Source organism: Pedobacter africanus (assembly GCF_040548825.1).
Classification (GTDB): Bacteria; Bacteroidota; Bacteroidia; order Sphingobacteriales; family Sphingobacteriaceae; genus Pedobacter; species Pedobacter africanus_A.
The window spans coordinates 1234361-1257755 of the sequence record NZ_JBEPSL010000001.1; the positions used below are offsets into that span (position 1 = coordinate 1234361).

Below are 23395 nucleotides of genomic sequence, written 5' to 3' on the forward strand. Positions count from 1 at the left end.
TTTAAAAATATCAGGTTTGCCTATGTTGTTATATGTAAAGAATATGGTTTGCGACCGCTGCATTATGATTGTAAGACAGCAGTTGGAAAATTTTGGCTTTAAAGTTGACGAAATTTCTCTTGGAAAAATAGCGGTTGAACCTAGTCCGGATGCAAACCAGTTACAAAGTATTGGAGACGCATTGGGCAATCTGGGCTTTGAATTGATTGACAAGGAAAAGGACCAGCTTGTTGAACAAATCAAAACACAAATCATCAACCTGATCCACTATTCTGACCTTAACGGGATTCACCAGAGTTTAACGCAGTTGATAGCTGATAGGTTAAATAAGGACTATGCCTATTTAAGCAGGCAGTTTTCAGAGACAGAGGGGATTACCATTGAAAAATACATTATCCAGCAAAAGATTGAAAAGGTAAAGGAACTGCTGGAGTATGGAGAATTGAACCTGAATGAGATTGCTTTTAAAATGGACTACAGCAGCAGCGCTCATTTGTCGGCCCAGTTTAAATTGGTAACCGGGCTTACGCCAAGTAAATATAAAGCAGCAACTTTAAATGACAGGAAGCCCTTAGATAAGCTCAGATAGATAAGTGAAAAACATAAAAAACAAATTTATAAGTTAAGGAATGGATAAAATGATTAACCATCCCGGTGTAATTATCGGGTTTGCAGTTGTAGTGATCGTAATGCTGCTTTTAGATCTGGGGGTTTTTAATAAGAGGGTACATGCCGTTAGCAGTAAAGAAGCAGCCATATGGTCGGTGGTCTGGATCGGTTTATCGATGATTTTCAGCATGGTTGTATGGCATACTTCTGGCTTTGAAAAATTTACACAGTTTCAATCTGCCTACTGGATAGAAAAGGCACTTTCTGTGGATAATCTATTCGTGTTTATCCTGGTTTTTGGCTTTTTTAATGTGCCAAAGGAATTGCACCATAAGGTATTGTTCTGGGGCATTATTGGCGCATTGCTTTTTCGGGCAATTTTCATTTTTGCAGGGGTAGAGCTGATCAACCTGACCTATTTGCCAGAAATGCAGGTATTTGGGCAGCTGGTAAAGATCAATGTTGTATTGCTGATTTTTGGTTTGTTCCTGGTGTATGCAGGCATTAAATCCGGACTTGCCAAAGAAGATGACGACGGAGAAAAGGATTTTAGTAAAAGCCCCGGCGCACGTGTGATCTATAAGCTTTTTAAAGTAAGCAAGGAATTTGACGGTGCTAAGTTCTTTACTGTGCAGAATGGTGTAAAATTAGCGACCCCTTTACTGGTTGTTGTGGCAGTAATAGAATTTACCGACCTGTTGTTTGCGGTGGATTCCATACCGGCAATTTTTGCCATTGCACCTGATGATCCTTTCATTCTTTATACTTCAAATATATTTGCCATACTTGGTTTAAGGGCATTATATTTTCTGCTGGCTAACTTTATCCACATGTTTAGTTTATTGAAATACGGGTTGGCCATTATTTTATCATTTATTGGAGTAAAAATGGTGATCGGACCTTTTTATCATATTTCCTCTCCTGTATCGTTGTCAATAGTAGGAGGGGTATTGGTCTTATCGGTTATTGCCTCACTTATATTTGCACCAAAGAAAACCAGCGCTGCTGATTAAGGAAAGCAGCATAAAAAAGGCCATGGTACAATTACCATGGCCTTTTTATTGGATTTAACTGCGTTTAGTATAAGGTAAACTCAACGCGACGGTTTTTTTGGCGACCATCGGCAGTTTTGTTGGATGCGATAGGTTGGTTCGGACCATATCCTGTTGCTTCAATACGTGAAGCATTTGCACCTTGTGATACCAGGTAAGCTTTAATAGATTCTGCTCTTTCTTTAGATAAACGTAAGTTTAGTGCCATTGAACCAGTGTTGTCTGTGTGACCAGCTAATTTCAAACTAAAGTTTTTCTCGATCAACAGTGCAGCTACTTTATTTAAAGTTGCATAAGATTTAGCCCTTATTGTAGCTTTACCTAAATCGAACTCTAAATTTTTGATCGCCTCGTCTACTACCTTACGGTCGGCCTCGGTTACCACAACCTTAGTTTCTTTAATTATTTCGCGTTGTACTTTAATAGGGCAACCTGAACCATCTACAACTGTACCAGAAGGTGTACCAGGGCATTTATCAAACTTGTTGGCTACACCATCATTGTCATCGTCACCCATATCTTTGGCATATTGCTCCCTGTCTCTTGCAGCATTTTGTTCAGCAGTAGAAAGTGCCCTTCTTAACTCATCAGACTCTTCTTTGGTTTGCGCGCGAAGATTAGCCAGTGAGCTATAGTTTTGTAACTGAGGTTTCTCTTTGCTTCCCAGTGCAAATTCTAATCCGATATGACCGTAAGAGAACTTGTCGTTTCTGCCGCCGTAATTAAAGCCGTCAAATTTGTCTGATTTCACAAAGTTAACATCGTAACCCATGTCTAAATTGATACCTTTTGCAACACCCAGTTTGAAACCAGCTCCAACCGGTACAAACCATCTTTCTTTATAGCTTTCATTTGCCGATAAAGGAACATTTGTAGTTGAAGCACCTGCAGACATGTATCCGGCACCAGCCTTAACATAAGGGGTAAGTATTGCGTTCTCTTTGTTGATGTTGATGTTAGCAATGTTGTAAATTGCAGTTAATGCAGCAGACCATTCAATTTTTGTTTCATAGCTTGAACCACTCAGGTAGGTATTGTCGCCATTGGCATCCAATCCTCCCGTATTAGACCTTAAGCCTTCAACTTTCCCTCTCAGGAAGTCGGCCTGGATCCCTAAAGATGGAAGCACCTGCTTTTTAATGAAGCCACCGTAACCGATAGTTTCTTTAGCAGTTTGAAAGTCGCGCTCTTTGCCATTGAAAATTGTATTTTGACTAAGTACGCCGCCATGTACACCTACAGACCAGGTACGAAATGATTTCTCGGAAAACCTTCCTGAATCCTGAGCAAATAATTGCGTTGATAACCCCATTAGGGACAGCATTAAAGCCGTTTTTGTAATTTTTGAGTTCATATTGATTTTGTTAGATGTTTAATCTTTCGGCTTTCAGGCCGAATGCTTACCTGCTTGTAATAATCCTGCCAAAGCCATTTTTCTGAATCAATAATCGGGAACTTACTAGGAATCAGCTCGTTATTTTAGTGTCTTGCTTTGCTTTAAAAAATGAGTACTTCAGCTAAATCCTAAGAAATATGTATAGTATTTGCTACAGAATTGAGATTTTCTTTATAGCTATAATTCAAATGATTCTCCTTTTTTCGGAATTGTAACGGCATAATTTTCTTCCTGAACAGCATCGGAAAGTGCCTGCAGGCTTTTATGCTCTCCATGTACCAGGAATACCTGCTTTAATGTTGAAGGCTTTTGCTGCCTGATGATATCCATAAGGTCGTTGTGGTCGCCATGCCCGCTTAGCAAATCGGTTTGTTTTATTGTAGCATATACCATAAGGTCCCGGTTTCGCAACCTGATAATAGGTTCTCCACGCAAAAGTCTGTCGCCCAGAGTTCCTTTAGCACAGTAGCCGATAAACAAGATGGTGCAGTAGTAGTTCTGCAGGTTATAATATAGGTGATCCTGGATGCGTCCTCCTTCCAGCATACCCGCAGAAGATATAATAATGCAGGGTTCATGGTAGTTCGCTGCAGAAATGCTTTCGCGTTTATCCTGTACGTAAGATAATTCCTTGAAATCTGGGGTATTATTTGTATAAAAATCCTGTGCCTCCTGGTTCAGGAAATGCTCGTATTTCCGATAGATTTCGGTGGCAGCACTGGCCAGAGGACTATCGATAAATATTTTAACAGGTGGAAGCAGGCCTTTGCTGAATATTCTATTTAAGGTATAGGCCAGTGCCTGTGTTCGCCCAATGCTGAAAGCAGGGATAATGAGCCTGCCTGGGTATTTGATACAGGATTCCGTGATGGTGTCGATCAGCTTTTGGGTCAGGGTGGTATCTGTACTGTGCAATCTTCCGCCATATGTTGATTCTGAGACCAGGTAATCTACCGGCGGGAGGGGTTCGGGGTTGGTGAGCAGGGGATAACCTTTTCTGCCTACGTCACCTGTAAAGGCAATTTTTTTTGTTGAACCATTTTCAGTTACCGCTAAAACTATTGCTGCAGCACCCAAAAGATGCCCTATTGGAATTAAGGTTAACGTTACCTTTTCATGGAGACGAAATTCCTTATGGAAAGCAATGGTAACAAAACGGTCTACAGTTTCCATTACCTGCTTTTGCAGGTAAAGTGGTTCCGGTCCTTTTCTGCTTCTTTTAGCCCGGGAACGTTTGTTTTGTTTGCTCAGAAAAACATTTACAGAATCGAGTAGCAGCAACTCACTGAGTTCGGCAGTAGGGGCTGTGCAAAGAATCTGACCCTTGAACCCCATTCTGACAAGGGTAGGCAGGTTGCCCGAATGATCAATATGGGCATGGGTCAATATCACCACATCTATTGTTGACGGATCGAAAGGGAAGTAAAGGTTCTCCTGTTGATAAGTATCCTTTTCATAGTCGAGGCCACAGTCTATCAATATATTGTAATCAGTTAATTGCAAGAGCTGCATGCTGCCGGTTACCTGTTCTGCGGCCCCTAAAATTGTGAGTTTCATGTTTTTATTCTAATAATTTGTGCGGGTATTAAGCCAGCTGATCCAGTTTGTGACCTGGTAGGTATAATTTAATAAAGGCAGATGGATACTTGAAATTACTTTCCATTTTAAGAGTTCGTCTTTAAAAACCGGTGTAGTTAAGTTTGCACTTTGAGCGGCTGCGGTATAAAACTCCTGTTTGGCAGGATGGTGCGGACAGCAGGCATTGAATGTATGCCCGTATGCCTGTCTGGCCATTAAATTCAGGCTGAAACCAATACAATCATTAAGATGAATAAGGTTGACAGGAGCCTGCCCGTTAGGGATATCGGTTTTTCCACTAAAGAACCTTCCCGGATCCCTGCCTGGCCCAACCAGTCCGGCGAAGCGGATAATTGTGATGGTAATGTCTTTTTGGTTTTGCAACAATGTTTCTGCTTCCAGTACTGCTTTTCCTGAATCTGTTTCGGGAGCAGGACTGTTCAATTCATTCAATTCAGCATTTGTATCACCATATACAGCTGTAGAACTGATAAATACAATATGTTTTATTTTGCAGTGCTTTGCTGCGTTGAGGATCCGCCGTATTTTATATGGATAATCGGATTGCAGGCCTGCAGCCCTTTTTGGTGGGATGCAGATGAACAATACATCCGTTTTAAAAAAGAGCGCATCGTAATTTTCAGCGTCCTTTTCAAAATTAACGAGAAAGGGTTGAATGGCTTGTGCTGACAGGTGCCTTAATTTTTCGGAACTTGTAACCGAACCTTTTACCTGATAACCAACTGTAATCAGGGCTTTAGCCAATTCCATCCCATACCATCCGCAGCCGAGAATACTTACTGTCGTTAATTCTGCCACTTAACTTTTTGTATTGTGTGCATACCTATGATACATATTTGAACGTGAAAGTAGCCAATTGATGGCTAATATCATAATTTTTGGATTTATCCGGCGTTTTATTTTAACTGGCGGAGATATTTATGGAAAAGAAGGCATGTTGGATACTTCCAATCGGGGATATGTGATTTTGGCATCATTTTTTCATGATAAAACATGTTAACTAAAAACAAATGAAGATGAAAAGGATAGTTTTGGTATGTATAGCAGGGGCAATGCTCGCTGCTTGTACAAATAACAATGCACGTGAAGAGGCATTAGTAAAACAAAAAGTGGTGGCTGCGATTAAAGACAGCTTAAAACTGGACAGTTTTAAAAAGGCAGAAGCCAAAATAAAAGAGAAGGAACAGGAAGCGCAGCGACTGGCAAAAATAAAAGAAGAGCGCCGTATGCTTTTGCTTTCAGAGCGGAACGAAGCCGCACCTGCCAGGTCTTACAGTACTGAAACAGCAGCTCCGGCAAAGAAAAAAGGCTGGAGCCAGGCTGCCAAAGGAGCTGTTATTGGCGCTGGTGCCGGTGCACTTGGCGGTGTGTTGTTGGATAAAAAGGATGGCAGAGGAGCAATAATAGGGGGAGTTGTTGGTGCAGGAACAGGCTATCTGATTGGCAGGGACCAGGATCGTAAATCGGGTAGGGTACAACCTAAGAATTAAAACAAAAGCCCGGCTAATCGGGCTTTAAGTAATTGCGCAGCTATCGGACAATGAGTCCGATAGCTGTTTTTATTTCTTCCTGTGTGTGTGCGAGCAGGTTGTTCACTTCAGTTTCGTTATAGCTGTTCAACGATCCTATTTTTTTAGAAATTACTGCCAGGGCTGTGAGCCCCGAAACGATAGCTGTATCGTATATTTTTTGTCCCAGTTCCTGTATTTTACCGAGATCTTTATTTTGTACATGTTCTTTAAAATCTTTGGAGAAATTCATCAGTTCTGTTCTTAACAATGACAGTACCTTTGTTAAGACGGAAGCATCATCACCAACATATTCTTTAAGCAGTTCTATATTAAAATGATATCTGCTGTCTTCGGAAGCTGAAAGCGATAATTCACTAAGTGGATCTTCAACCGGGTTTTTTAACCATTTTTTAAGTGAGAGTGCGATGGTATGGGCAACAACGGGTTTAGATATAAAATCATCCATTCCGGCTGCAAAACATTTTTCTTTTTCTCCTTTAACGTTTCCGGCTGTGAGCGCAATAATAGGTGTATGTGGTTTGTTTCGGATAGACCTTATCTTTTTGGTGGCTTCATAGCCATTCATTTCCGGCATTTGAATGTCCATTAAAACAATGTCTATTTTTGTTTCTTTATAACATTCCAAAGCTTCCAAACCAGTTTTTGCTTCAAAAATAGTTGCATTGGGTGCAATCCGTCTGACAATTGTTTTAGCGAGCAACATATTTACAGCATTGTCTTCCGCAATTAAAACCTGTATAGGCTCTTCCAGTCGGTCAGTTTCCTGTACAGCGGTATTCTGTTTTTCAGCCTTTTTAGAAATTACGCTGAAAAGTGAACTATACAGATCTTTTAGCTTGATCGGTTTGAGCAAGCGGTGTTGTACATGTAGTTGTTCACATGCTGAAATTATGGATTCGTCGGATGAACTATGCAGTAATACAATTGCCTGCTCTTTTGCTGAGTCTTTTAGGATTTCCCTGATGCGCTTGATGGTTTCCAGCCCATCTAAATCGGGCATATGGTAGTCCATCAGTATTACATCAAATCTTTCTCCGGCATGGAGCAGATTAATGGCCTCAATACCGCTTCCGGCTTCTATAGACGTTATTTGCTTAAGGGAAAGCATTTTGTTGATGATGAGCCGGTTGTTGGTATTGTCGTCTACAATGAGGACTTTTTTAACGGTATCAAGGTTTTGGGTTTCTATAGATTCTCCAGCCTCCGATTGAAGCACGATCTCGAAATAGAAAACACTTCCTTTGCCTATAGTACTTTCAACCTGAAGCTTGCTATTCATCAAGCCTAACAATTTGTTGGAAATTGTGAGGCCCAGACCGGTACCGCCGTATTTTTTTGTAGTTGATGCGTCTTCCTGTGAAAATGCATCGAAAATTTTGAGTCTTTTATCCGGATTAATCCCAATTCCTGTGTCTCTTACAGAAAAACGATATTTGATTTCTGGCAATTCAGGATTGGTTAATGCTTCTACCTTAAGTTCTATTTCACCTTTCTCCGTAAATTTGACGGCATTACCCAGTAAATTAATGAGAATTTGTTTGAGCCTGAGCTCATCAGCCCATATATACTTCGGCAGATCTGCCGAAATGTTTAAGAGCAATTCAAGACCTTTACTTTGAACCTGGTATTTAATGACATCTGCAGATTCTTCTGCCATTTCATACAGGTTGAATTTAGACCAGTTCATTTCCAATTTACCGGCTTCAATTTTTGAGAAATCTAAAATGTCATTGATGGTATTCAATAAGGCATTTCCGGATTGTGTAACAATAGACAGGTATTGTTGCTGGGTTTCATTCAGCTGTGTTTTGATCAGTAAATCTGTAAATCCGATAATGCCATTTAATGGCGTTCTGATTTCGTGGCTCATATTGGCCAGAAATTCTGATTTAGCTTTATTTGCCAGCTCTGCATCTTCCTTTGCAGAGACGAGGCTGGCTTCCATGTTTTTTATTTTGGTAATGTCCTGAACAGTTCCGCGTATTTTATAACACCTGCCTTCCATGAACTCTGGAATTCCAATTGACCTGATCCAGATATCATTACCTTTGGCGGTAGCAAGTTCCAGTTCAAGATCCCAGCCTTCTCCTTTAAGCACGGCAGCATTAAGTGCATTAAACCTGCTATCTCTGCTGGTACCTGGTTTGTAAAATAAAAGTTCATTTTCAGGATTGGGATCAAAATCTGGTTCTATTTCGAATATTTCCTTTGTAACATCAGACCAGGCCAGTTTCTGTTCTATTAAATCGAGTTCCCAACTACCAAGACGAGCGATGTTATTTGCCTGCTCCAGTTTTTTGTTTTTGTTTTTTAGTTCTTTAACAAGGCTATGTCGCTCTGTAATATCAATTGAGTTACAAATGATGTAAGGTTTGGTGGATAAGTTATTTTCGAGAACGGAATTATATATCCATATGATATGATTGCCTTTTTTATGCTGGGTTGTCATTAAGCCCTGGGCTGTTCCATTGAGCTTAATTTCATTCAGGTAATTGTTAACGGAAGGGTGGTGGGCTTTGGGAATAAGGTCAAACAGACCCATATTCTGGAGCTCGGTTTTAGTATAACCCAGGTGCAGCGCGCCTGCATTGTTGATGAACATGAGATTTCCGGACAGGTCATGTGTAAACATGAAGCCCTGAGTGTTTTCAACAAATGATTTTAGTTTACTTTCACTGCTCAGGATTTTTTGCTGAAGGTTTCTATCCCTGGTAATGTCACGCGCAATTGCTAGTATTTTGTGCGAACCGGTTTCAGTTGTTGCGCTCCATTGCAAGGTTTTATACTCTCCTTTTTTTGTCTTAAAACGGTTGGTGAAGTTTACTGCATTTTTTCCGGTTGACAGTCTCTTAAGCTCGTCATTGGTAAGTTGCAGGTCGTAAGGATGGATAAAGTTGTAAAATGAATTATTAAGCAGGTCTTCTTCAGTCCAGCCAAGAGTTGTTGTAAAAGCAGGATTTACTCTTTTTAAAAGGCCGTCGGTGTCTGCTTCACAAATCAGGTCATGAGAGGATTTGTATAATTTCAGAAAATGATTAAGTTCTTTTTTGTTTTTAACCTCATTTACGAGGGAAACTACTTCAGTAGATAGGAGCTCGAGTAATCTTTTCTGTTTTGCGGTAAGTTCCTTTTTAGGTTTTGTATCAAAAACCGACAAGGTACCAATGATGGTCCCGCCAGCATCTATCAAGGGGAAACCCGCATAATACATCATTTTGATGTACTGATGATTGGTGTTTATTTTAAAGCTGACATCGCTGGATGTATCTTGTATTTCCAGGAAACCAGAGTTTTTTACTGTCTGACGATAGAAATCATTTTCAATGGAGATTTCTTCAGCGGTGAAAATCTTATTTGATCTGTACCACTGTTTATTTTGATCAATTAAGGTGATAAAGGCGATTGATGTGTCGCATACTGAAGAGGCGAGTTCTGTGATCCGTTCAAAGTGGGCCTCGTACGCAGGGTCAAATACCTGAGCGTTTTGTATTACCTTTAATCGTTCTTTCTCATTTTCGGGAAGAGGTGTGTATTTCATATGAAAAAGGTTGCCGATAAGCTGTTCTCAACAACAGAGTAAAAATAGTGATTTATATATGAGATAGATGAGTAAAATCTATAAAAAAGCATTCTACAGCGTTTGTTTGGTTACGGTTTGATTTTTAATTTGCTAATATACTCATTATAAGTGTTTTGTTGCTTAATTTTTGTTGAAGTTTATTTTTGAAATAAATATAAGTGTAGTAGGAATATCGTAAATAGCCATTTTGGCCGCTTTTTTACTCAGAGAAAGGTTTTTGATGATTTTGCGAATCATGTGAAAAAAAATACCCAAAATGTAGATTTTTTGAGAAAAATGGTTCAGTGGGGTATGTGTTCTTCTTTGGCTGTATTTTATTGAAAAAAGCCGTTTAATGGGGCTTAGAGTAGATAAAAACCAGTTTTTGAACAGCCTGAAATGTAGGATGTGTGTCGAGATTTTAGATGGCCTGATTTTTTCAATTGGATTCGTGAAAAAGCAATGAAAATGAAAATCTCAACCACCCTATTGATTCTTCTCATTTTATCCTTTTGCAGCTGTAAGAAGGAATCACTGACCAGTGATTTATCAGATGTTGTACTCAATAACAAAGGAATCCTGAGAGTAGAATGCAGCGATTGTCAAATCAGCTATTCTGTTCAAAACAAAGACTACAATGTAAACGTAAAAGATGGCAGTGAAGACATACCATTTTTTTATGCCTCAGATTTTAACTTAAAGACCCAGCTAAAGTCCCTCGAAGCCCAGGGTATTCGTTTAATGGTTATTGACTCCTATGGAAGGGTTGTTTCCAATGAACTGAGTTCTTGCGCCAAAGGCGAAGTGAGGGAAGGGTCTTTCAGGATCAATGCCAGATAGAACTTTACGTTACGGTTTGACCGTACTGGTTGTTGCCCCAAATTAAAACTTTTTGAAATTAATTTTTGAGCATAAGTTGGCTACTTATTAAGGGACAATTTCTGCATAAAAAGGTCAGTTTTGATTGTGGAAGAAAAAACTATTATTTTATTGGCTTTATCATCTATTTAAAAGAATTTATTTATTTAAATTTTTATTGTAAGAAATGCTACTTTTATACCTAACTAAATTAAAACTTCATTTAGGTGATGAAAAGCTTAAATAAAAGAACTAAGTTGGAATAATTTGTTTACGTTTGAATTAATTTTAATAAACTAAAAAAACGCTTTAAAAAGCCATGGATAGCAAGGACGGTAGTAAGAAGACAATACTAGTTGTAGATGATGAACCAAGCATACTTAAGTTGTTGAATTTTATACTGTCTTCTGAATATACTTTGGTTATAAAAACAAGCGGGATCGAAGCAATTGCATGGCTGGAAGAAGGAAATGATCCCGATCTGATTATCTCTGATTTAATGATGCCTTATTTTGATGGTAGTACATTGATTAAAAATCTGAAAATCAGTGGCTTTTATAGAAATACACCAGTTATATTGTTATCTGGAGCAGATGATTTGGAAGATAAGGTGAAAGAAATGCCATTTAAAATAGATTGCTTTTTGGAAAAACCTTTTAATCCTACAATTTTAAAATCTCACATAACACAACTACTCTCATGATGATAACGACAACCATGAACAGGCCTGAGATCAATGCAAAAATTGTGTATTTCGGTAAGCTCCTCAAGAGTGAGGTTTTTGAAGATTTCGACTCAAATTTCAATATAGAGCACTTGGAAGATGCCGATGATTTTAAGCGATACCTGGATAGCAGATCTCTCCTGAGTTTACCGGATATTATACTGCTGGAGGTGGATGACAATAAAGACTGCTTTAACCAGGTAAGTTATATAAAGAATAACCCACTGCTTCACGGGTTGGTTATTGTGCTGCTCGGAATAAAAGAAAATAAGGAATGGAGAAGTAAGGCATTAAAGCTACAGGTAAATGATTACTATACTTATCCTTTTCCGGTAGAAGATTTTTATGAAAGGCTTAATTTTTTGATCAAATTCAAGCTAATCAAACCAAAACTTCTGGAACTTTCCAAACAAATGGATGTGGAGTACCAGATTCCTTTAACAAAAAGGGTTTTTGATGTTTTGACTTCCGGCTTTGCATTGTTGTTTTTAACTCCCCTTTTTATTCTTGTAGCGATACTCATCAAACTGGAATCAAAAGGAGCGGTTATTTACAAAAGTAAAAGGGTAGGTGCAGGATATAAAATATTTGACTTTTATAAGTTCAGATCAATGAGAAGCGACGCAGATCAGATGATTGCTTCTATTGCAGACCTGAACCAATATTCGAACGAATCCAATAAAAAGAATGGCAAGGCAGCTTTTGTTAAGTTTAAAAATGATCCCCGGATTACTAAGCTTGGATCTTTTTTAAGAAGGACGAGTATTGATGAATTGCCTCAGTTGATCAACGTGTTTATCGGAGATATGTCATTAGTAGGTAACCGGCCATTACCGTTGTACGAAGCAGAGCAATTGACCACAAATGAATGGTCTACCAGATTCCTTGGGCCGGCTGGCCTAACAGGCTTATGGCAGATCAGTAAAAGGGGCAAAAAAGACATGTCTGAAACAGAAAGAAAAGAATTGGACAACTATTATGCAGCTAACTATTCTATCTTTTTAGATCTTAAAATCATTGTTAAAACCATACCTGCATTAATACAGAAAGAACAGGTGTAAACAGCAGATAAAATTAACCTATCATATAAATTAATATAGAATTACATGAAAAAGTCGTTACAAATTGCACTAATATTATTAATGGTTACCGGTTTAAAGACTTATGCACAGGAGTCTATTATCGGAGAAATTAATTATGCCGATTTACAGAAGTACATCGCACTGGCAAAAGAAAACTATCCAAAGCGGAAAGCAATCAATGAGACTGTAACAAAAACTCAAAATGAACTGCCTATTACCGCGCTTTCTTACCTGGATATATTTAATGCTTCTTATTTTTACAGACCAGAAAGCAGATCTGTTCTTGACCCGGTAAACCCTTATAATGTGAACGGGTTCCAGTTTGGGGTTAACGTAAACCTGGGCAGTTTTTTACAAAAACCATTCACTGCAAAAAAAGCGAAATCTGATTACAAGATTGCTCAGTATCAGGCGAAGGAATACGAACTGGCTTTAGAAGTTGAAGTAAAAAAAAGATACTATACTTATATACAGCAAATCAACCAACTGAAAATTTATACAACCAGTATGCAGGACAATAAAAATACTGCAGATAATTTGAGAGGAAAATTTGAAAAAGGTGAAATTTCGCTTGATACCTATAATCAATCGAGGATTAACCTGACCAATGCCACTACAGCAAAAATACAAACTGAAGTAAATCTGCTGGGAGCTAAAGATTCCTTGGAAGAGATCATCGGTGTTAAATTATCAGACGTAAAATAGCAAATTGCAATAGATGAACCTGAAGGCCTTTTTAAAACTTCTTAACAGATACAAATGGATTTTGATTATTGTTCCGATCGTAGCAGTAGTCGTGACTTTTTTTCTCGTAAAAAATTTACCAAAGGAATATAATTCTGAAGTACAGATTGCAACCGGAATCATCGATCAGTCCAAACAGGTTGTTGTAAGTGGCAATCAGGGGATGGACTACTTCAAAATAAGTCAGCAATTTTCGAATATTATCGAAAGACTGAAGATGAGGAAAGTGATGAGTATGCTTTCTTACAGGCTTGTTTTGCACGACCTAGAGTATCCAAGCAATGCATTTAAGCCTTACAGTCCAAAAGTAGATTCTTTAAATGCCACACAAAGGGCAGAGGTGATCAGGCTTTACCAGGAGAAATTAAAAAACGGAGAGGTGCTTTCCATTGATGCTAATAAAGGGCCATATAAATTATACGATCTGGCGGGCTCGATGGGGTATGACAAAGAGAGCCTGGAAAAAAAACTAAATATTTTCAGACCTGATGGCAGTGACTTTATCAACGTAAGTTTTACTTCCAATAACCCTGATCTTTCCACATTTGTTGTCAATACCTTGTCGCGTGAGTTCATAAATTCGTACAGTGTTGACGTGGACGTTAACCAAACGAATTCTATTGAATTGCTTGATTCTTTATTAAAAAAGAAAGAAACGGCAATGAACCAGAAGAATGCTGCACTTAAAAATTTTAAGATGCAAAATGGTGTTTTGAACCTGGATAAACAGTCTGAAATGGTGTATGGCCAGATTTCTCAGAACGAGGACAGGAAGGCTCAGGCTTTGCGTGACATCCAGTCAAACCAAATGGCCATAGCCGATATTAATGCAAAACTGAATGGTTCTGACGTGTTTTCGGGCGGGACTTCCACAGCTGATAACCGGGCGATGGTTAACCTCAAAAATCAACTCAAGATTGCGAATGATGCCTATATCGATGGTAATTTCAAAATGGCGGATAAGGCAAAAATAGATTCCCTTAATCGATTGGTTGACAGGCTAAGCAGCCGGATGTCTGACAACAACGTAACTAACCCGCAGGCATCAAGGCAGGCGCTGATTCAGCAGAGGTTAACCTTGGAAACTGCAGTAAGTCAGGCAAAAGGAAGCATTCGTTCTATTGATAATGAGCTGGCTGTTCTTAAGTCCAAGTACAATACAATGGTGCCGTTTGATGCAGGAATACAGAATTATGAAAGGGATGCTGAACTGGCCACTAAGGATTATATGACGGCATTGGATACCTATAACCAAAACAGGACGGAGCAAAACATTGCTTTGAAACTTCAGGTTGCACAATGGGGGCTTCCGGGGCCTCCTTTGCCCTCAAAAGGAATTCTGTATGTGGCTTTGGCAGGGGTGTCGAGTTTTTCATTTTGTTTTCTGGGTTTAATAGGCATGTTTCTGCTGGACAATACAATTAACAATGCGAAGGAACTTCAGTATGCCACCAAATCGAAAGTATTGGGCAGTTTGAATTATATGAAGAATTCAAACCTGAGCATCAGAAGCATCTGGAAAGATAACGAGCATAATCCTGAATTTGCGGTTTATAAAGACCTGCTCAGATCGTTAAGGTTTGAAATTTCAGCTGATTTTGCAAGAAATAACTCTAAAATACTTGGCATTACCAGTTTGAAAGCAAATGAAGGAAAATCGTTTATTGCAAGCAGCCTGGCCTATGCTTTTGCCATGGTAGGAAATAAAGTACTTTTAATAGGCGGGGATGTCAATGTAGCAAAGTCCAATTCAAAAGAGCTTACCTTAAGCCAGGATTTTGAAGCATTTTTGGTGAAGCGTGAAATACAAACCGAAGATCTGATTACGGTCATGAATAAGAGCACAAATCATTCTTCTTTGTTGGAAATGCAGAATGCGGCCAGTTTAAAAGCCGGATTTGAGGTTTTGAGGAATGAATTTGATGTGATAATTATTGACGTTAATACCCTTAGCGATATCAATATGGCAAAGGAATGGTTGTTGTTTACAGAGAATAACATTGCAGTTTTTGAGGCAGGTAACAGACTAACAGATCATGATAAAGAACTGGTAGATTACATCAGAAACCAGCCGGGCTTCCTGGGCTGGGTAATCAACAAGGTGAAATTAGAAAATGTTAAAAACTAATGATTTGTTTTTGCGCTGTGCAGGTTAAAAATATTCTCTAAATTTAAAAATGATCCGATTTATATCTTCCCTATCTCAAACAAAGCGGACTTTGCTTTTGTCTCTTATAGGATTGGTAATTGCAGTCGGAATTAGCTTTTTAACTGTTGCTTCTATAGTTGGGCCGGTTTTATTGGTAGTTGCTGCATTTTTTGTGATCTATATTCTGCTGCTGGCGAGGAATCCCTCTCTGGGGCTGTCAGCTTTAATCGTATACTGTTTTACGATGGGCTTGTTTTCCCGGGAGACAAGTTCTGCTATTCCTTTTGGAATCGGCATAGAAGTTTTTCTATTGCTGGCCTGGATCATTGTCATCATTATGCATAATGAGTTCGACTGGAAAAACATCAATAATCCCCTTACTAAGGTGATGCTTGTTTGGTTTATCATTAGCTGTGTAGAATTGATTAACCCAGCAGGAGCCAGTGTAAGGGGATGGTTGCAGGAGGTAAGAAGTACAGCATTGTTTCCAATTCTTGCTATTCCGCTTGTTTTTTTGCTTTATAATTCGGAGTCGAAGTTAAACCTCTTTATTATTTTGATCATTTCCTTGTCGTTTTTAGCGGCTTTGAACGGAATTAAGCAGCAGCATATTGGCTTGTCACCTGGTGAACAAAGGTTTTTAGACGAAGGAGGATCTATTACCCATATGTTGTGGGGAAAATTGAGGGTATTCTCTTTTTATAGTGACGCGGGACAGTTCGGTGCTTCGCAGGCGGCATTTATCCTGACAGCGGTAATGCTGGCCCTAGGGCCTTTTAAAACCTGGATTAGAATAGCGATGCTAATCTTGTCTGTTTTCTTTGTTTACGGGATGCTGATTTCGGGTACGCGGGGAGCTTTATTTGCTTTGGTTGTAGGTGCCTTTATTGCGATTACGCTGACTAAAAACATCAAGGTTCTGGCATTAGGGATTGTCGGTGCAGCCATGTGCCTGTTTGTATTAAAATATACGTCGATAGGTAGTGGAAACTATGCGATCCATAGGATGCGTACGGCCTTAGATCCTAAGGAAGCTTCGTTAAATGTACGCCTGCAAAATCAGCAAATTCTGGCAGAATATTTAAAGACCCGGCCTTTTGGTGGCGGTCTTGGTGTTATTGGAGCATGGGGAAAGGAGTATAATAAAGATAAATTCCTGTCTACAGTGGAGCCGGATAGTTATTGGGTAAAGCTTTGGGCAATGTATGGTATTGTTGGTTTTACTTTTTGGTTTTGTATGATGATGTATCTTTTGGGCAAATGCTGTGGGATCATCTGGAAAATCAGGAATGCGAAGTTAAGATATAAAGCGATTGCACTATTGTCTTCAACAGCAGGACTCTTTTTTTGTAGTTATGGTAACGAAGTAATGAATGCCATGCCTTCGGCAATAGTAGTCTGGATATCATTGGCTTTTATTTTTATGTGTCCAAAGTTTGATGAAAAACACGAACCTAAGTTTTTAAATGTGTAAGATAATATGCCTTTTGAAATTTTTTTAATTCCTGGCTTGATTTGTTTTGCTGTTGCTTTCTTTCAGGAGTTGAAGGGGAAAAAATAATTATTGGATTGAAATAAATAGTACGATGTCAGTAGTTGATAAAATAAAGAAAAATCATAAACTAAAAAAGATTGCACATTGGCTATTGATCCCTTCCAATGACCACAGGCCCCGCTTGTGGGTAAGGATCTTTGTAAATCCTTTTCTACATAAAAGGGGGCGCAGAAGCATAATCCGTTGGAATAGCCGCATGGATGTATTTCCTTTTAATCGCTTTGTGTTGGGAAAAGGTTCAATTATTGAAGATTTTGTTACTGTAAATAATGGGATGGGGAACGTACTTATAGGCGACCATAGTATTATTGGAATCGGAAGTGTGCTGATTGGTCCTGTAACGGTAGGTAACGATGTTATGCTGGCACAAAATATTGTGGTATCCGGACTCAACCACGGGTATGAAGACCCTGATATAGCTCCTAGTTTGCAGAAAGATACTGTTAAACAGATTGTTATATCTGACGAAGTCTGGATCGGAGCCAATAGTGTGATTACCGCAGGTATTACCATTGGGCGGCATGCAGTGGTAGGTGCGGGAAGTGTAGTTACTAAAGATGTTCCGGAATATAGTGTTGTTGTCGGAAATCCGGCCAGGGTGGTCAAACAATATAGCTTTGAAGAAAAAGCATGGAAAAAGGTTTAAACTGTTTAATATTGTCTGTATGATTGATAGGGATGTGATTATTCTTGGCCAGCAAGCCTGGGATACAGATATAGGAAGCAATTGTAAGAACATTGCAGAGGAAGTTGCAAAGCACAATCGTGTGTTGTATGTCAATTCGCCATTGGACAGGATTACAAAATGGAAGCACAAAGCTGATCAGCGGGTGCAAAAACGAATAGCGGTTATTGAAGGAAAAAGCGAAGGACTGGTTCATGTTTCTGACAACATCTGGAATCTTTTTCCTGATTGTTTGGTAGAGTCGATTAATTGGATTGACAATAAACTAATTTTCGATTTTTTTAACAAAAGGAACAACGTAAAGTTTGCAAAATCCATACAGCGGGCCATAAAGAAACTGGGCTTTAAAGACGTTATCTTGTTCAATGATAGCGAAATGTTTAAAGGTTATTATCTTGCTGACCTCCTGAAACCTGAACTCAGTATTTATTATTCGCGGGATTTTATGCTGGCGGTTGACTATTGGAAGCGGCATGGTGAGCGCCTTGAACCTAAGCTGATGGCAAAAAGCAATCTTTGTCTGGCAAATTCGTTTTACCTGACAGATTATTGCAGTCAGTATAACCCATATGCTTATTATGTCGGCCAGGGCTGTGACCTTCAGATTTTTAAGGTAAATGAGCATGCGCAAAAGCCTGTTGAACTGGCGGATATTCATACCCCTGTTGTCGGTTATGTGGGTGCGCTGCAAAGTTTGCGACTGGATATCGCGCTGATCAGACATCTGGCTACAGAGCGTCCGGACTGGACCGTGGTACTGGTGGGCCCAGAGGATGATGATTTCAAAAAAAGTGACCTTCATGGACTTAAAAATATAATCTTCACCGGGAGTAAACCTATAGCTGATCTGGCATCTTACATACAGTTTTTTGATGTATGTATTAACCCTCAGGTGGTTAATCAGGTGACTGTAGGAAATTATCCGCGTAAAATTGATGAATACCTGGCTATGGGTAAACCCATTGTAGCTACTAAAACGCGCGCAATGGAATTATTTAAAGATCATGTTTATCTTGCTGAAGGTAAAGCGGACTATATCACTTGTATCGGACGTGCCCTGAGAGAAGACAACAAGGAACTTCAGCAATCCAGAAAAGATTTTGCTGAAAGCCATACCTGGGAAAATAGTGTGAAAAACATTTATAGTGCCATTGCCGACTATATAGCAAAAAATGCAACATTATGAACGGAGTTTTGTATAGCTTTATTTTTATACAGGTGCTGGTGGGCCTCCATTTTTTAATGCCCCTTATTTTTTATGTACTGAAACTGCTGAGCAACAGGACTCGTATGACGCATGAGGAAGCTATAGAAGCCGACTATGCGGTCATCATTACTGCTTACCAGCAGGTCAGTCTTGTACCTATGGTTGTTGATTCGATACTAAAAGCCAGCTACAATAATTACCTGATTTATGTGGTTGCAGATAACTGTGATGTCAGTGAATTGAAATTTGATGATGAACGGATTATTGTGCTCAGGCCGGAGTCTGTACTGGCCAGTAATACAAAATCTCATTTTTATGCAATTGACCGTTTTAAAAGGGAGCACAAGTACCTGACGATTATTGATAGTGATAACCTGGTACATGAAGCCTACTTTAATGAACTTAATAAAACTTTTGCTGCAGGCTATGTGGCCGTTCAAGGGGTTAGGAAAGCGAAGAACCTGGATACGACCTATGCTTGTCTTGACGAAGCGGGTGATATATTTTACCGGTTTATAGACAGAAAATTGATGTTTGAGGCCGGATCTTCTGCCGCATTATCTGGTTCTGGTATGGCATTTACAACTGAACTGTATAAGCAATGCCTTGAACATAACCAGTTTAAGGGAGCCGGATTTGACAAAATTCTTCAATATGAAATCTTGTCTGCCGGACACAGAATTGCTTTTTCAGAAAAAGCAGTTGTATACGACGAAAAAACGGCAAAGACAGACCAGCTGGTAAATCAGCGTGCAAGGTGGATCAATACCTGGTTCAGGTATCTTTTTCTTGGCGCTCGCCTATTGGGCAAATCCCTGGTGAAATTGAACAGAAATCAGCTTTTATTTAGTATTATGCTGCTTCGCCCGCCACTATTTATGTTGCTGATGCTTGCTTGCCTTTTTGCAATGGTAGATCTGGTCCTCATGCCGTATATGGTTTTTTACTGGCTGGTTTCTTTGGTTGTTTTTTTTGCCACAGTCTTTATCGCACTCGCTTATTTTAAGGCCGACGAGCGCATATACAAATCGTTGAAAAATGCCCCAAGGTTTATTTACTTTCAAATACTTGCGCTTTTAAAGGTGAAGAAGGCTAATCAACTCTCGGTAGCTACCCAACATTATCATAAAGAGAAAATCAACGAACAGACCAATGAAAAATAAATTACGCATAGGGATAGAAGTACAGCGGCTTTTCAGGAAGAAGAAGCATGGAATGGAAGTGGTTGCCCTTGAGTTGATCAAAGAGCTTCAGCAGATGGACACTCATAACGAGTATATCGTTTATGTAAGGGAAGATGTAGACAAGTGCATTCAGGAAACCGGTAACTTCAAGATCAGGGAAATCAGGGCCAGAAGCTATGCCACCTGGGAGCAGATTGCTTTACCTGCTGCTGTAAAGCAAGATAGACTGGATATATTGCATTCCACATGCAATACCTCTGCGCTTCGCTTAACTGTTCCGCTCGTACTTACTTTGCATGATGTAATCTATTTGGAGAAAACAGATTTTAAAGGTACGGCTTACCAGAACTTTGGTAATATTTACAGAAAATTGGTGGTTCCACGAATTGTGAAAATGAGTAAGCTTGTAATTACCGTTTCTAATTATGAACGGGAAGTGATCCGAAAACGGCTGAATTTACCGGAAGATGCGGTGAAAGTTATTTATAATGCCGTAAGCCCTAAGTTTACCACACAGCTTGAGCCCCGGCTAATAGAACAATTCAGGACTTTGCATACGCTCCCTGAAAAATTTATGTTGTTTCTTGGCAATACTGCGCCAAAAAAAAATACAACCAATGTGGTAAAAGCTTATGTGGATTATAAAAAATCCGATCCGGATGGGCTGCCCCTGGTGATTCTTGATTACGATAGGGAACTGGTTTATGAAATGTTAACGAAACTGAACGCGGTTGACTTAAAGCCAGCTTTTTTATTTCCGGGATATATCCCTTCTGAAGACATGCCCTTGCTCTACAATTGTTGTACATTGTTTTTATACCCTTCACTCCGCGAAAGTTTTGGGTTGCCGATTCTGGAGGCGATGGCCTGTGGCGCCCCTGTTATCACATCAGATACCTCATCGATGCCAGAGGTGGCTGCTGATGCTGCATTGTTCGTTGACCCCTTCAGTAGCGAAGACATTACCTTAAAAATGAAACAGCTTTCTTCCGATAGCGGACTCATGCTTAAAATGAAAGAAAAAGGGATAAAAAGAGCTGCGGAATTTACTTGGAAATCATCAGCAGAACAATTACTTTCGGTGTACCATACGCTTGCAGAATAGTTTTCATTGAAATCCTGTTATGACTCATTTTTATATATAGTTTAATGAAAATTATAAATAGAAGAACAGCGATACTTAGCCTGCTGGCAATTGCAATTGTAGCCTTTGCGGGTTCTTTTTTTTTCAAATTCCGGCGTTTACTTAAAAAACCGGATATAGGTTATCTCGCCGGAAAACAAAGCTTGATTGGAGAAATTGCTGAAACCATTATTCCGGCTACGGATACGCCGGGAGCCAAGGCTGCGAAAGTGCAGGACTTTATTATTAAAATGATAGTTGAGTGCACCGAAAAAAGATCACAGAATAATTTTATAGAGGGGTTGAAAGAACTGGAGCACTATACTTTGAAGACTTTTGGTCGGGACTATTTAGTTTGCAGTGTTGAACAAAGGATGGCTGTTCTGGTACATTTTGAAGATAAAGAGAACAAGAACCCAATCGTGCATAAAATACACCATAAGCTGATGGGAGATACCTTCATTTACCTGATGAAGTACTATACTGTATTGGGGTATTGTACGTCTGAGGCAGGCGCAACAAAAGCTTTGGCTTACGATTATATTCCGGGGACTTTCGAGGCCTGTATTTCATTAACCTCTCACCAAAAATGCTGGGCAACTGAATAACAGGGTAATGAGTTTAATTGATAAAAAGTACAATACATACGACGCAATTGTAATTGGTTCGGGAATAACCGGTGCCTGGGCAGCGAAGGAGCTTTGTGAAAAGGGTTTGAAAACCCTTATGCTGGATAGAGGGAGAGATGTAAAACACATCATAGACTATCCGACTGCGAACATGAATCCCTGGGATTTTAAATACAGGTTAAACAACACCCAAAAGGAACTGGAAACTACTCCACTCAGGGCTTCAATTTCAAATGAAGATGATAGGTTGTTTTATTTAAACGACAACGAACAGCCATATATCCAGGAATCGCCTTTTAAATGGGTCAGGGGCTATCAGGTTGGTGGAAAATCACTTTTGTGGGGACGTCAGTGCTACAGATGGAGCGATTTGGATTTTGAAGCAAATCTGAAAGATGGCAATGGGGTAGACTGGCCAATCCGGTATAAGGATATTGCACCATGGTATGCGTATGTGGAACGTTTTATAGGAATAAGTGGTAAGTGCGAAAATTTACCGCATTTGCCAGACGGAATCTTTTTACCACCTATGGAATTGAATTGTATAGAGCGACATCTGGCCGATTCGATAAAGAAAAACGATGAACACCGTTTACTTACTATTGCAAGAGTAGCAAATCTTACCAGAGGCTGGCAGGACCGTGGTCCCTGCCAGTACAGGAATTTATGTTCAAGAGGATGCCCTTACGGAGGGTATTTTAGCAGTAACAGTGCAACAATTCCTGCTGCTGCTGCCACCGGGAACCTGACACTTAGACCATTCTCTGTTGTTAAGGGATTGATCTATAATGACAAAGAAGGGAAAGCAACAGGAGTACGCGTGATTGATACAAATACCCATGAGGAATTTGAGTTTTTTGCCCGGATAATTTTTGTGAATGCGTCTACTATCGCCTCTACTTCAATTTTATTGAATTCTGTATCAAAGCGTTTCCCAAATGGAATGGGCAACGATAGCGGGCAACTTGGTCGCAATTTAATGGACCACCATTCGTGTTCAGGTGCGAAAGGCAATCACGAAGGTTTTGCCGATAAATATTATAAAGGAAGAAGACCAGCAGGTTTCCTGATACCAAGATTCCGCAACCTGAATGACAATGAAGAACGAGGATTTCTTCGAGGCTATAACATTCAGGGCTATGGTGAACGTGAAAACTGGAGAGATAAAATGGGATTGTTAAGGGGATTTGGTGAAAATTTTAAAGACCAGTTGACTAAACCTGGGCCATGGAGCGTTTGGATGGCAGGCTGGGGCGAGTGCCTGCCAAGTGCAAACAACAGGGTAAGCCTGGATCCTCATCAAAAGGACCGTCATGGCTTACCGCTGATCAGGATAAACTTCTCGTTTGGAGAGAATGAAAATTTAATGATGCGCGATATACGTGAGAGTTGCGGTGAAATGTTGGAGCAAGCCGGGTTTAAAGATGTAGAAACCTTTTCTTATAACAGGGCCGGAGGAGCGACCGTTCATGAAATGGGAACTGCGAGAATGGGAAGGAATCCCCAAACCTCGGTCTTAAATGCCTACAACCAGGTTCATGCAGTAAAGAATGTATTTGTAACTGATGGCAGTTGTATGGCTTCATCCGGATGCCAGAACCCTTCGCTTACTTACATGGCACTTACGGCCCGGGCCTGTAACTATGCTGTTGAAGAAATGAAATTGGGAAGGTTATGAAGAAAATGAGAAGTATTGGTTATGTTTACA

The 23395-nt window shown here is 39.6% G+C and carries 19 protein-coding genes; 15 read left to right on the plus strand and 4 right to left on the minus strand.

Annotated elements, in window-relative coordinates; all coding sequences use genetic code 11:
* The first annotated feature begins 22 nt into the window (after window positions 1–22).
* Both ABIE26_RS05005 and ABIE26_RS05010 read left to right on the plus strand, forming a co-directional pair.
* Entirely contained in the window at window positions 23–589 is a 567-nt protein-coding gene (locus ABIE26_RS05005; RefSeq protein WP_310139366.1) for a helix-turn-helix domain-containing protein, read from the plus strand.
* Window positions 590–629: 40 nt separating this feature from the next.
* Window positions 630–1622, plus strand: coding sequence for a TerC/Alx family metal homeostasis membrane protein (locus ABIE26_RS05010; RefSeq protein WP_310139364.1), 993 nt, complete (start codon window positions 630–632; stop codon window positions 1620–1622).
* Between the two features lie 64 nt (window positions 1623–1686).
* Here the strand turns inward: ABIE26_RS05010 and ABIE26_RS05015 are convergent, their stop codons facing one another.
* The 3 genes from ABIE26_RS05015 to ABIE26_RS05025 all read right to left on the minus strand — a co-directional run bounded on the left by ABIE26_RS05015 (window position 1687) and on the right by ABIE26_RS05025 (window position 5454).
* The gene (locus tag ABIE26_RS05015) at window positions 1687–3015 is read right to left on the minus strand and encodes an OmpA family protein (protein ID WP_310139362.1); all 1329 of its coding nucleotides are present in this window, start codon (window positions 3013–3015) and stop codon (window positions 1687–1689) included.
* Between the two features lie 219 nt (window positions 3016–3234).
* On the minus strand, window positions 3235–4614 hold the full coding sequence (locus ABIE26_RS05020; protein WP_310139359.1) for an MBL fold metallo-hydrolase: 1380 nt from the start codon (window positions 4612–4614) through the stop codon (window positions 3235–3237).
* Window positions 4615–4623: 9 nt separating this feature from the next.
* The gene (locus ABIE26_RS05025) at window positions 4624–5454 is read right to left on the minus strand and encodes an SDR family oxidoreductase (protein ID WP_310139356.1); all 831 of its coding nucleotides are present in this window, start codon (window positions 5452–5454) and stop codon (window positions 4624–4626) included.
* Window positions 5455–5672: 218 nt separating this feature from the next.
* Between ABIE26_RS05025 and ABIE26_RS05030 the strand changes: the two genes are divergently transcribed.
* On the plus strand, window positions 5673–6146 hold the full coding sequence (locus tag ABIE26_RS05030) for a YMGG-like glycine zipper-containing protein (protein WP_310139353.1): 474 nt from the start codon (window positions 5673–5675) through the stop codon (window positions 6144–6146).
* A 40-nt stretch (window positions 6147–6186) separates the two neighbouring features.
* On the opposite strand, the gene ABIE26_RS05035 is transcribed toward ABIE26_RS05030, so the two are convergent.
* Window positions 6187–9726 (minus strand): response regulator, encoded by a 3540-nt coding sequence (locus tag ABIE26_RS05035; RefSeq protein ID WP_310139352.1) that lies wholly within the window; start codon window positions 9724–9726, stop codon window positions 6187–6189.
* A gap of 489 nt (window positions 9727–10215) precedes the next feature.
* Between ABIE26_RS05035 and ABIE26_RS05040 the strand changes: the two genes are divergently transcribed.
* The 12 genes from ABIE26_RS05040 to ABIE26_RS05095 all read left to right on the plus strand — a co-directional run bounded on the left by ABIE26_RS05040 (window position 10216) and on the right by ABIE26_RS05095 (window position 23365).
* Window positions 10216–10587: a hypothetical protein gene (locus ABIE26_RS05040; RefSeq protein WP_310139350.1), complete on the plus strand. Its 372-nt coding sequence runs from the start codon at window positions 10216–10218 to the stop codon at window positions 10585–10587.
* 337 nt (window positions 10588–10924) lie between these two features.
* Window positions 10925–11308, plus strand: a complete 384-nt coding sequence (locus ABIE26_RS05045; protein WP_310139349.1) for a response regulator — start codon at window positions 10925–10927, stop codon at window positions 11306–11308.
* Entirely contained in the window at window positions 11305–12390 is a 1086-nt protein-coding gene (locus ABIE26_RS05050) for a sugar transferase (RefSeq protein WP_310139346.1), read from the plus strand. The genes ABIE26_RS05045 and ABIE26_RS05050 overlap by 4 nt, the downstream gene beginning before the upstream one ends.
* A gap of 45 nt (window positions 12391–12435) precedes the next feature.
* Window positions 12436–13116, plus strand: a complete 681-nt coding sequence (locus ABIE26_RS05055) for a TolC family protein (RefSeq protein ID WP_310139343.1) — start codon at window positions 12436–12438, stop codon at window positions 13114–13116.
* A 13-nt stretch (window positions 13117–13129) separates the two neighbouring features.
* Window positions 13130–15283, plus strand: a complete 2154-nt coding sequence (locus tag ABIE26_RS05060) for an exopolysaccharide transport family protein (protein WP_310139340.1) — start codon at window positions 13130–13132, stop codon at window positions 15281–15283.
* 49 nt (window positions 15284–15332) lie between these two features.
* On the plus strand, window positions 15333–16778 hold the full coding sequence (locus ABIE26_RS05065) for an O-antigen ligase family protein (protein ID WP_310139336.1): 1446 nt from the start codon (window positions 15333–15335) through the stop codon (window positions 16776–16778).
* 112 nt (window positions 16779–16890) lie between these two features.
* Window positions 16891–17505: an acyltransferase gene (locus ABIE26_RS05070; RefSeq protein ID WP_310139334.1), complete on the plus strand. Its 615-nt coding sequence runs from the start codon at window positions 16891–16893 to the stop codon at window positions 17503–17505.
* A 19-nt stretch (window positions 17506–17524) separates the two neighbouring features.
* On the plus strand, window positions 17525–18730 hold the full coding sequence (locus ABIE26_RS05075; protein ID WP_310139332.1) for a glycosyltransferase: 1206 nt from the start codon (window positions 17525–17527) through the stop codon (window positions 18728–18730).
* Entirely contained in the window at window positions 18727–19914 is a 1188-nt protein-coding gene (locus ABIE26_RS05080; protein ID WP_310139330.1) for a glycosyltransferase, read from the plus strand. Before ABIE26_RS05075 ends, ABIE26_RS05080 begins: the two co-directional genes overlap by 4 nt.
* A complete protein-coding gene (locus ABIE26_RS05085) occupies window positions 19904–21040 on the plus strand; it encodes a glycosyltransferase family 4 protein (protein WP_310139328.1) in 1137 nt (378 codons plus the stop codon). Before ABIE26_RS05080 ends, ABIE26_RS05085 begins: the two co-directional genes overlap by 11 nt.
* A 44-nt stretch (window positions 21041–21084) precedes the next feature.
* Window positions 21085–21666 (plus strand): gluconate 2-dehydrogenase subunit 3 family protein, encoded by a 582-nt coding sequence (locus ABIE26_RS05090; protein ID WP_310139326.1) that lies wholly within the window; start codon window positions 21085–21087, stop codon window positions 21664–21666.
* 7 nt (window positions 21667–21673) lie between these two features.
* Entirely contained in the window at window positions 21674–23365 is a 1692-nt protein-coding gene (locus tag ABIE26_RS05095) for a GMC family oxidoreductase (RefSeq protein ID WP_310139323.1), read from the plus strand.
* The last annotated feature ends 30 nt before the right edge of the window (window positions 23366–23395 follow it).

Coding starts and splice junctions, on each gene's coding strand:
- ABIE26_RS05020 (WP_310139359.1), bottom strand. CDS start 4,614: ATGAAACTCACAATTTTAGGGGCCGCAGAACAGGTAACCGGCAGCATG.
- ABIE26_RS05005 (WP_310139366.1), top strand. CDS start 23: ATGTTGTTATATGTAAAGAATATGGTTTGCGACCGCTGCATTATGATT.
- ABIE26_RS05090 (WP_310139326.1), top strand. CDS start 21,085: ATGAAAATTATAAATAGAAGAACAGCGATACTTAGCCTGCTGGCAATT.
- ABIE26_RS05070 (WP_310139334.1), top strand. CDS start 16,891: ATGTCAGTAGTTGATAAAATAAAGAAAAATCATAAACTAAAAAAGATT.
- ABIE26_RS05050 (WP_310139346.1), top strand. CDS start 11,305: ATGATGATAACGACAACCATGAACAGGCCTGAGATCAATGCAAAAATT.
- ABIE26_RS05055 (WP_310139343.1), top strand. CDS start 12,436: ATGAAAAAGTCGTTACAAATTGCACTAATATTATTAATGGTTACCGGT.
- ABIE26_RS05085 (WP_310139328.1), top strand. CDS start 19,904: ATGAAAAATAAATTACGCATAGGGATAGAAGTACAGCGGCTTTTCAGG.
- ABIE26_RS05075 (WP_310139332.1), top strand. CDS start 17,525: ATGATTGATAGGGATGTGATTATTCTTGGCCAGCAAGCCTGGGATACA.
- ABIE26_RS05065 (WP_310139336.1), top strand. CDS start 15,333: ATGATCCGATTTATATCTTCCCTATCTCAAACAAAGCGGACTTTGCTT.
- ABIE26_RS05045 (WP_310139349.1), top strand. CDS start 10,925: ATGGATAGCAAGGACGGTAGTAAGAAGACAATACTAGTTGTAGATGAT.
- ABIE26_RS05060 (WP_310139340.1), top strand. CDS start 13,130: ATGAACCTGAAGGCCTTTTTAAAACTTCTTAACAGATACAAATGGATT.
- ABIE26_RS05080 (WP_310139330.1), top strand. CDS start 18,727: ATGAACGGAGTTTTGTATAGCTTTATTTTTATACAGGTGCTGGTGGGC.
- ABIE26_RS05010 (WP_310139364.1), top strand. CDS start 630: ATGGATAAAATGATTAACCATCCCGGTGTAATTATCGGGTTTGCAGTT.
- ABIE26_RS05035 (WP_310139352.1), bottom strand. CDS start 9,726: ATGAAATACACACCTCTTCCCGAAAATGAGAAAGAACGATTAAAGGTA.
- ABIE26_RS05030 (WP_310139353.1), top strand. CDS start 5,673: ATGAAAAGGATAGTTTTGGTATGTATAGCAGGGGCAATGCTCGCTGCT.
- ABIE26_RS05095 (WP_310139323.1), top strand. CDS start 21,674: ATGAGTTTAATTGATAAAAAGTACAATACATACGACGCAATTGTAATT.
- ABIE26_RS05015 (WP_310139362.1), bottom strand. CDS start 3,015: ATGAACTCAAAAATTACAAAAACGGCTTTAATGCTGTCCCTAATGGGG.
- ABIE26_RS05040 (WP_310139350.1), top strand. CDS start 10,216: ATGAAAATCTCAACCACCCTATTGATTCTTCTCATTTTATCCTTTTGC.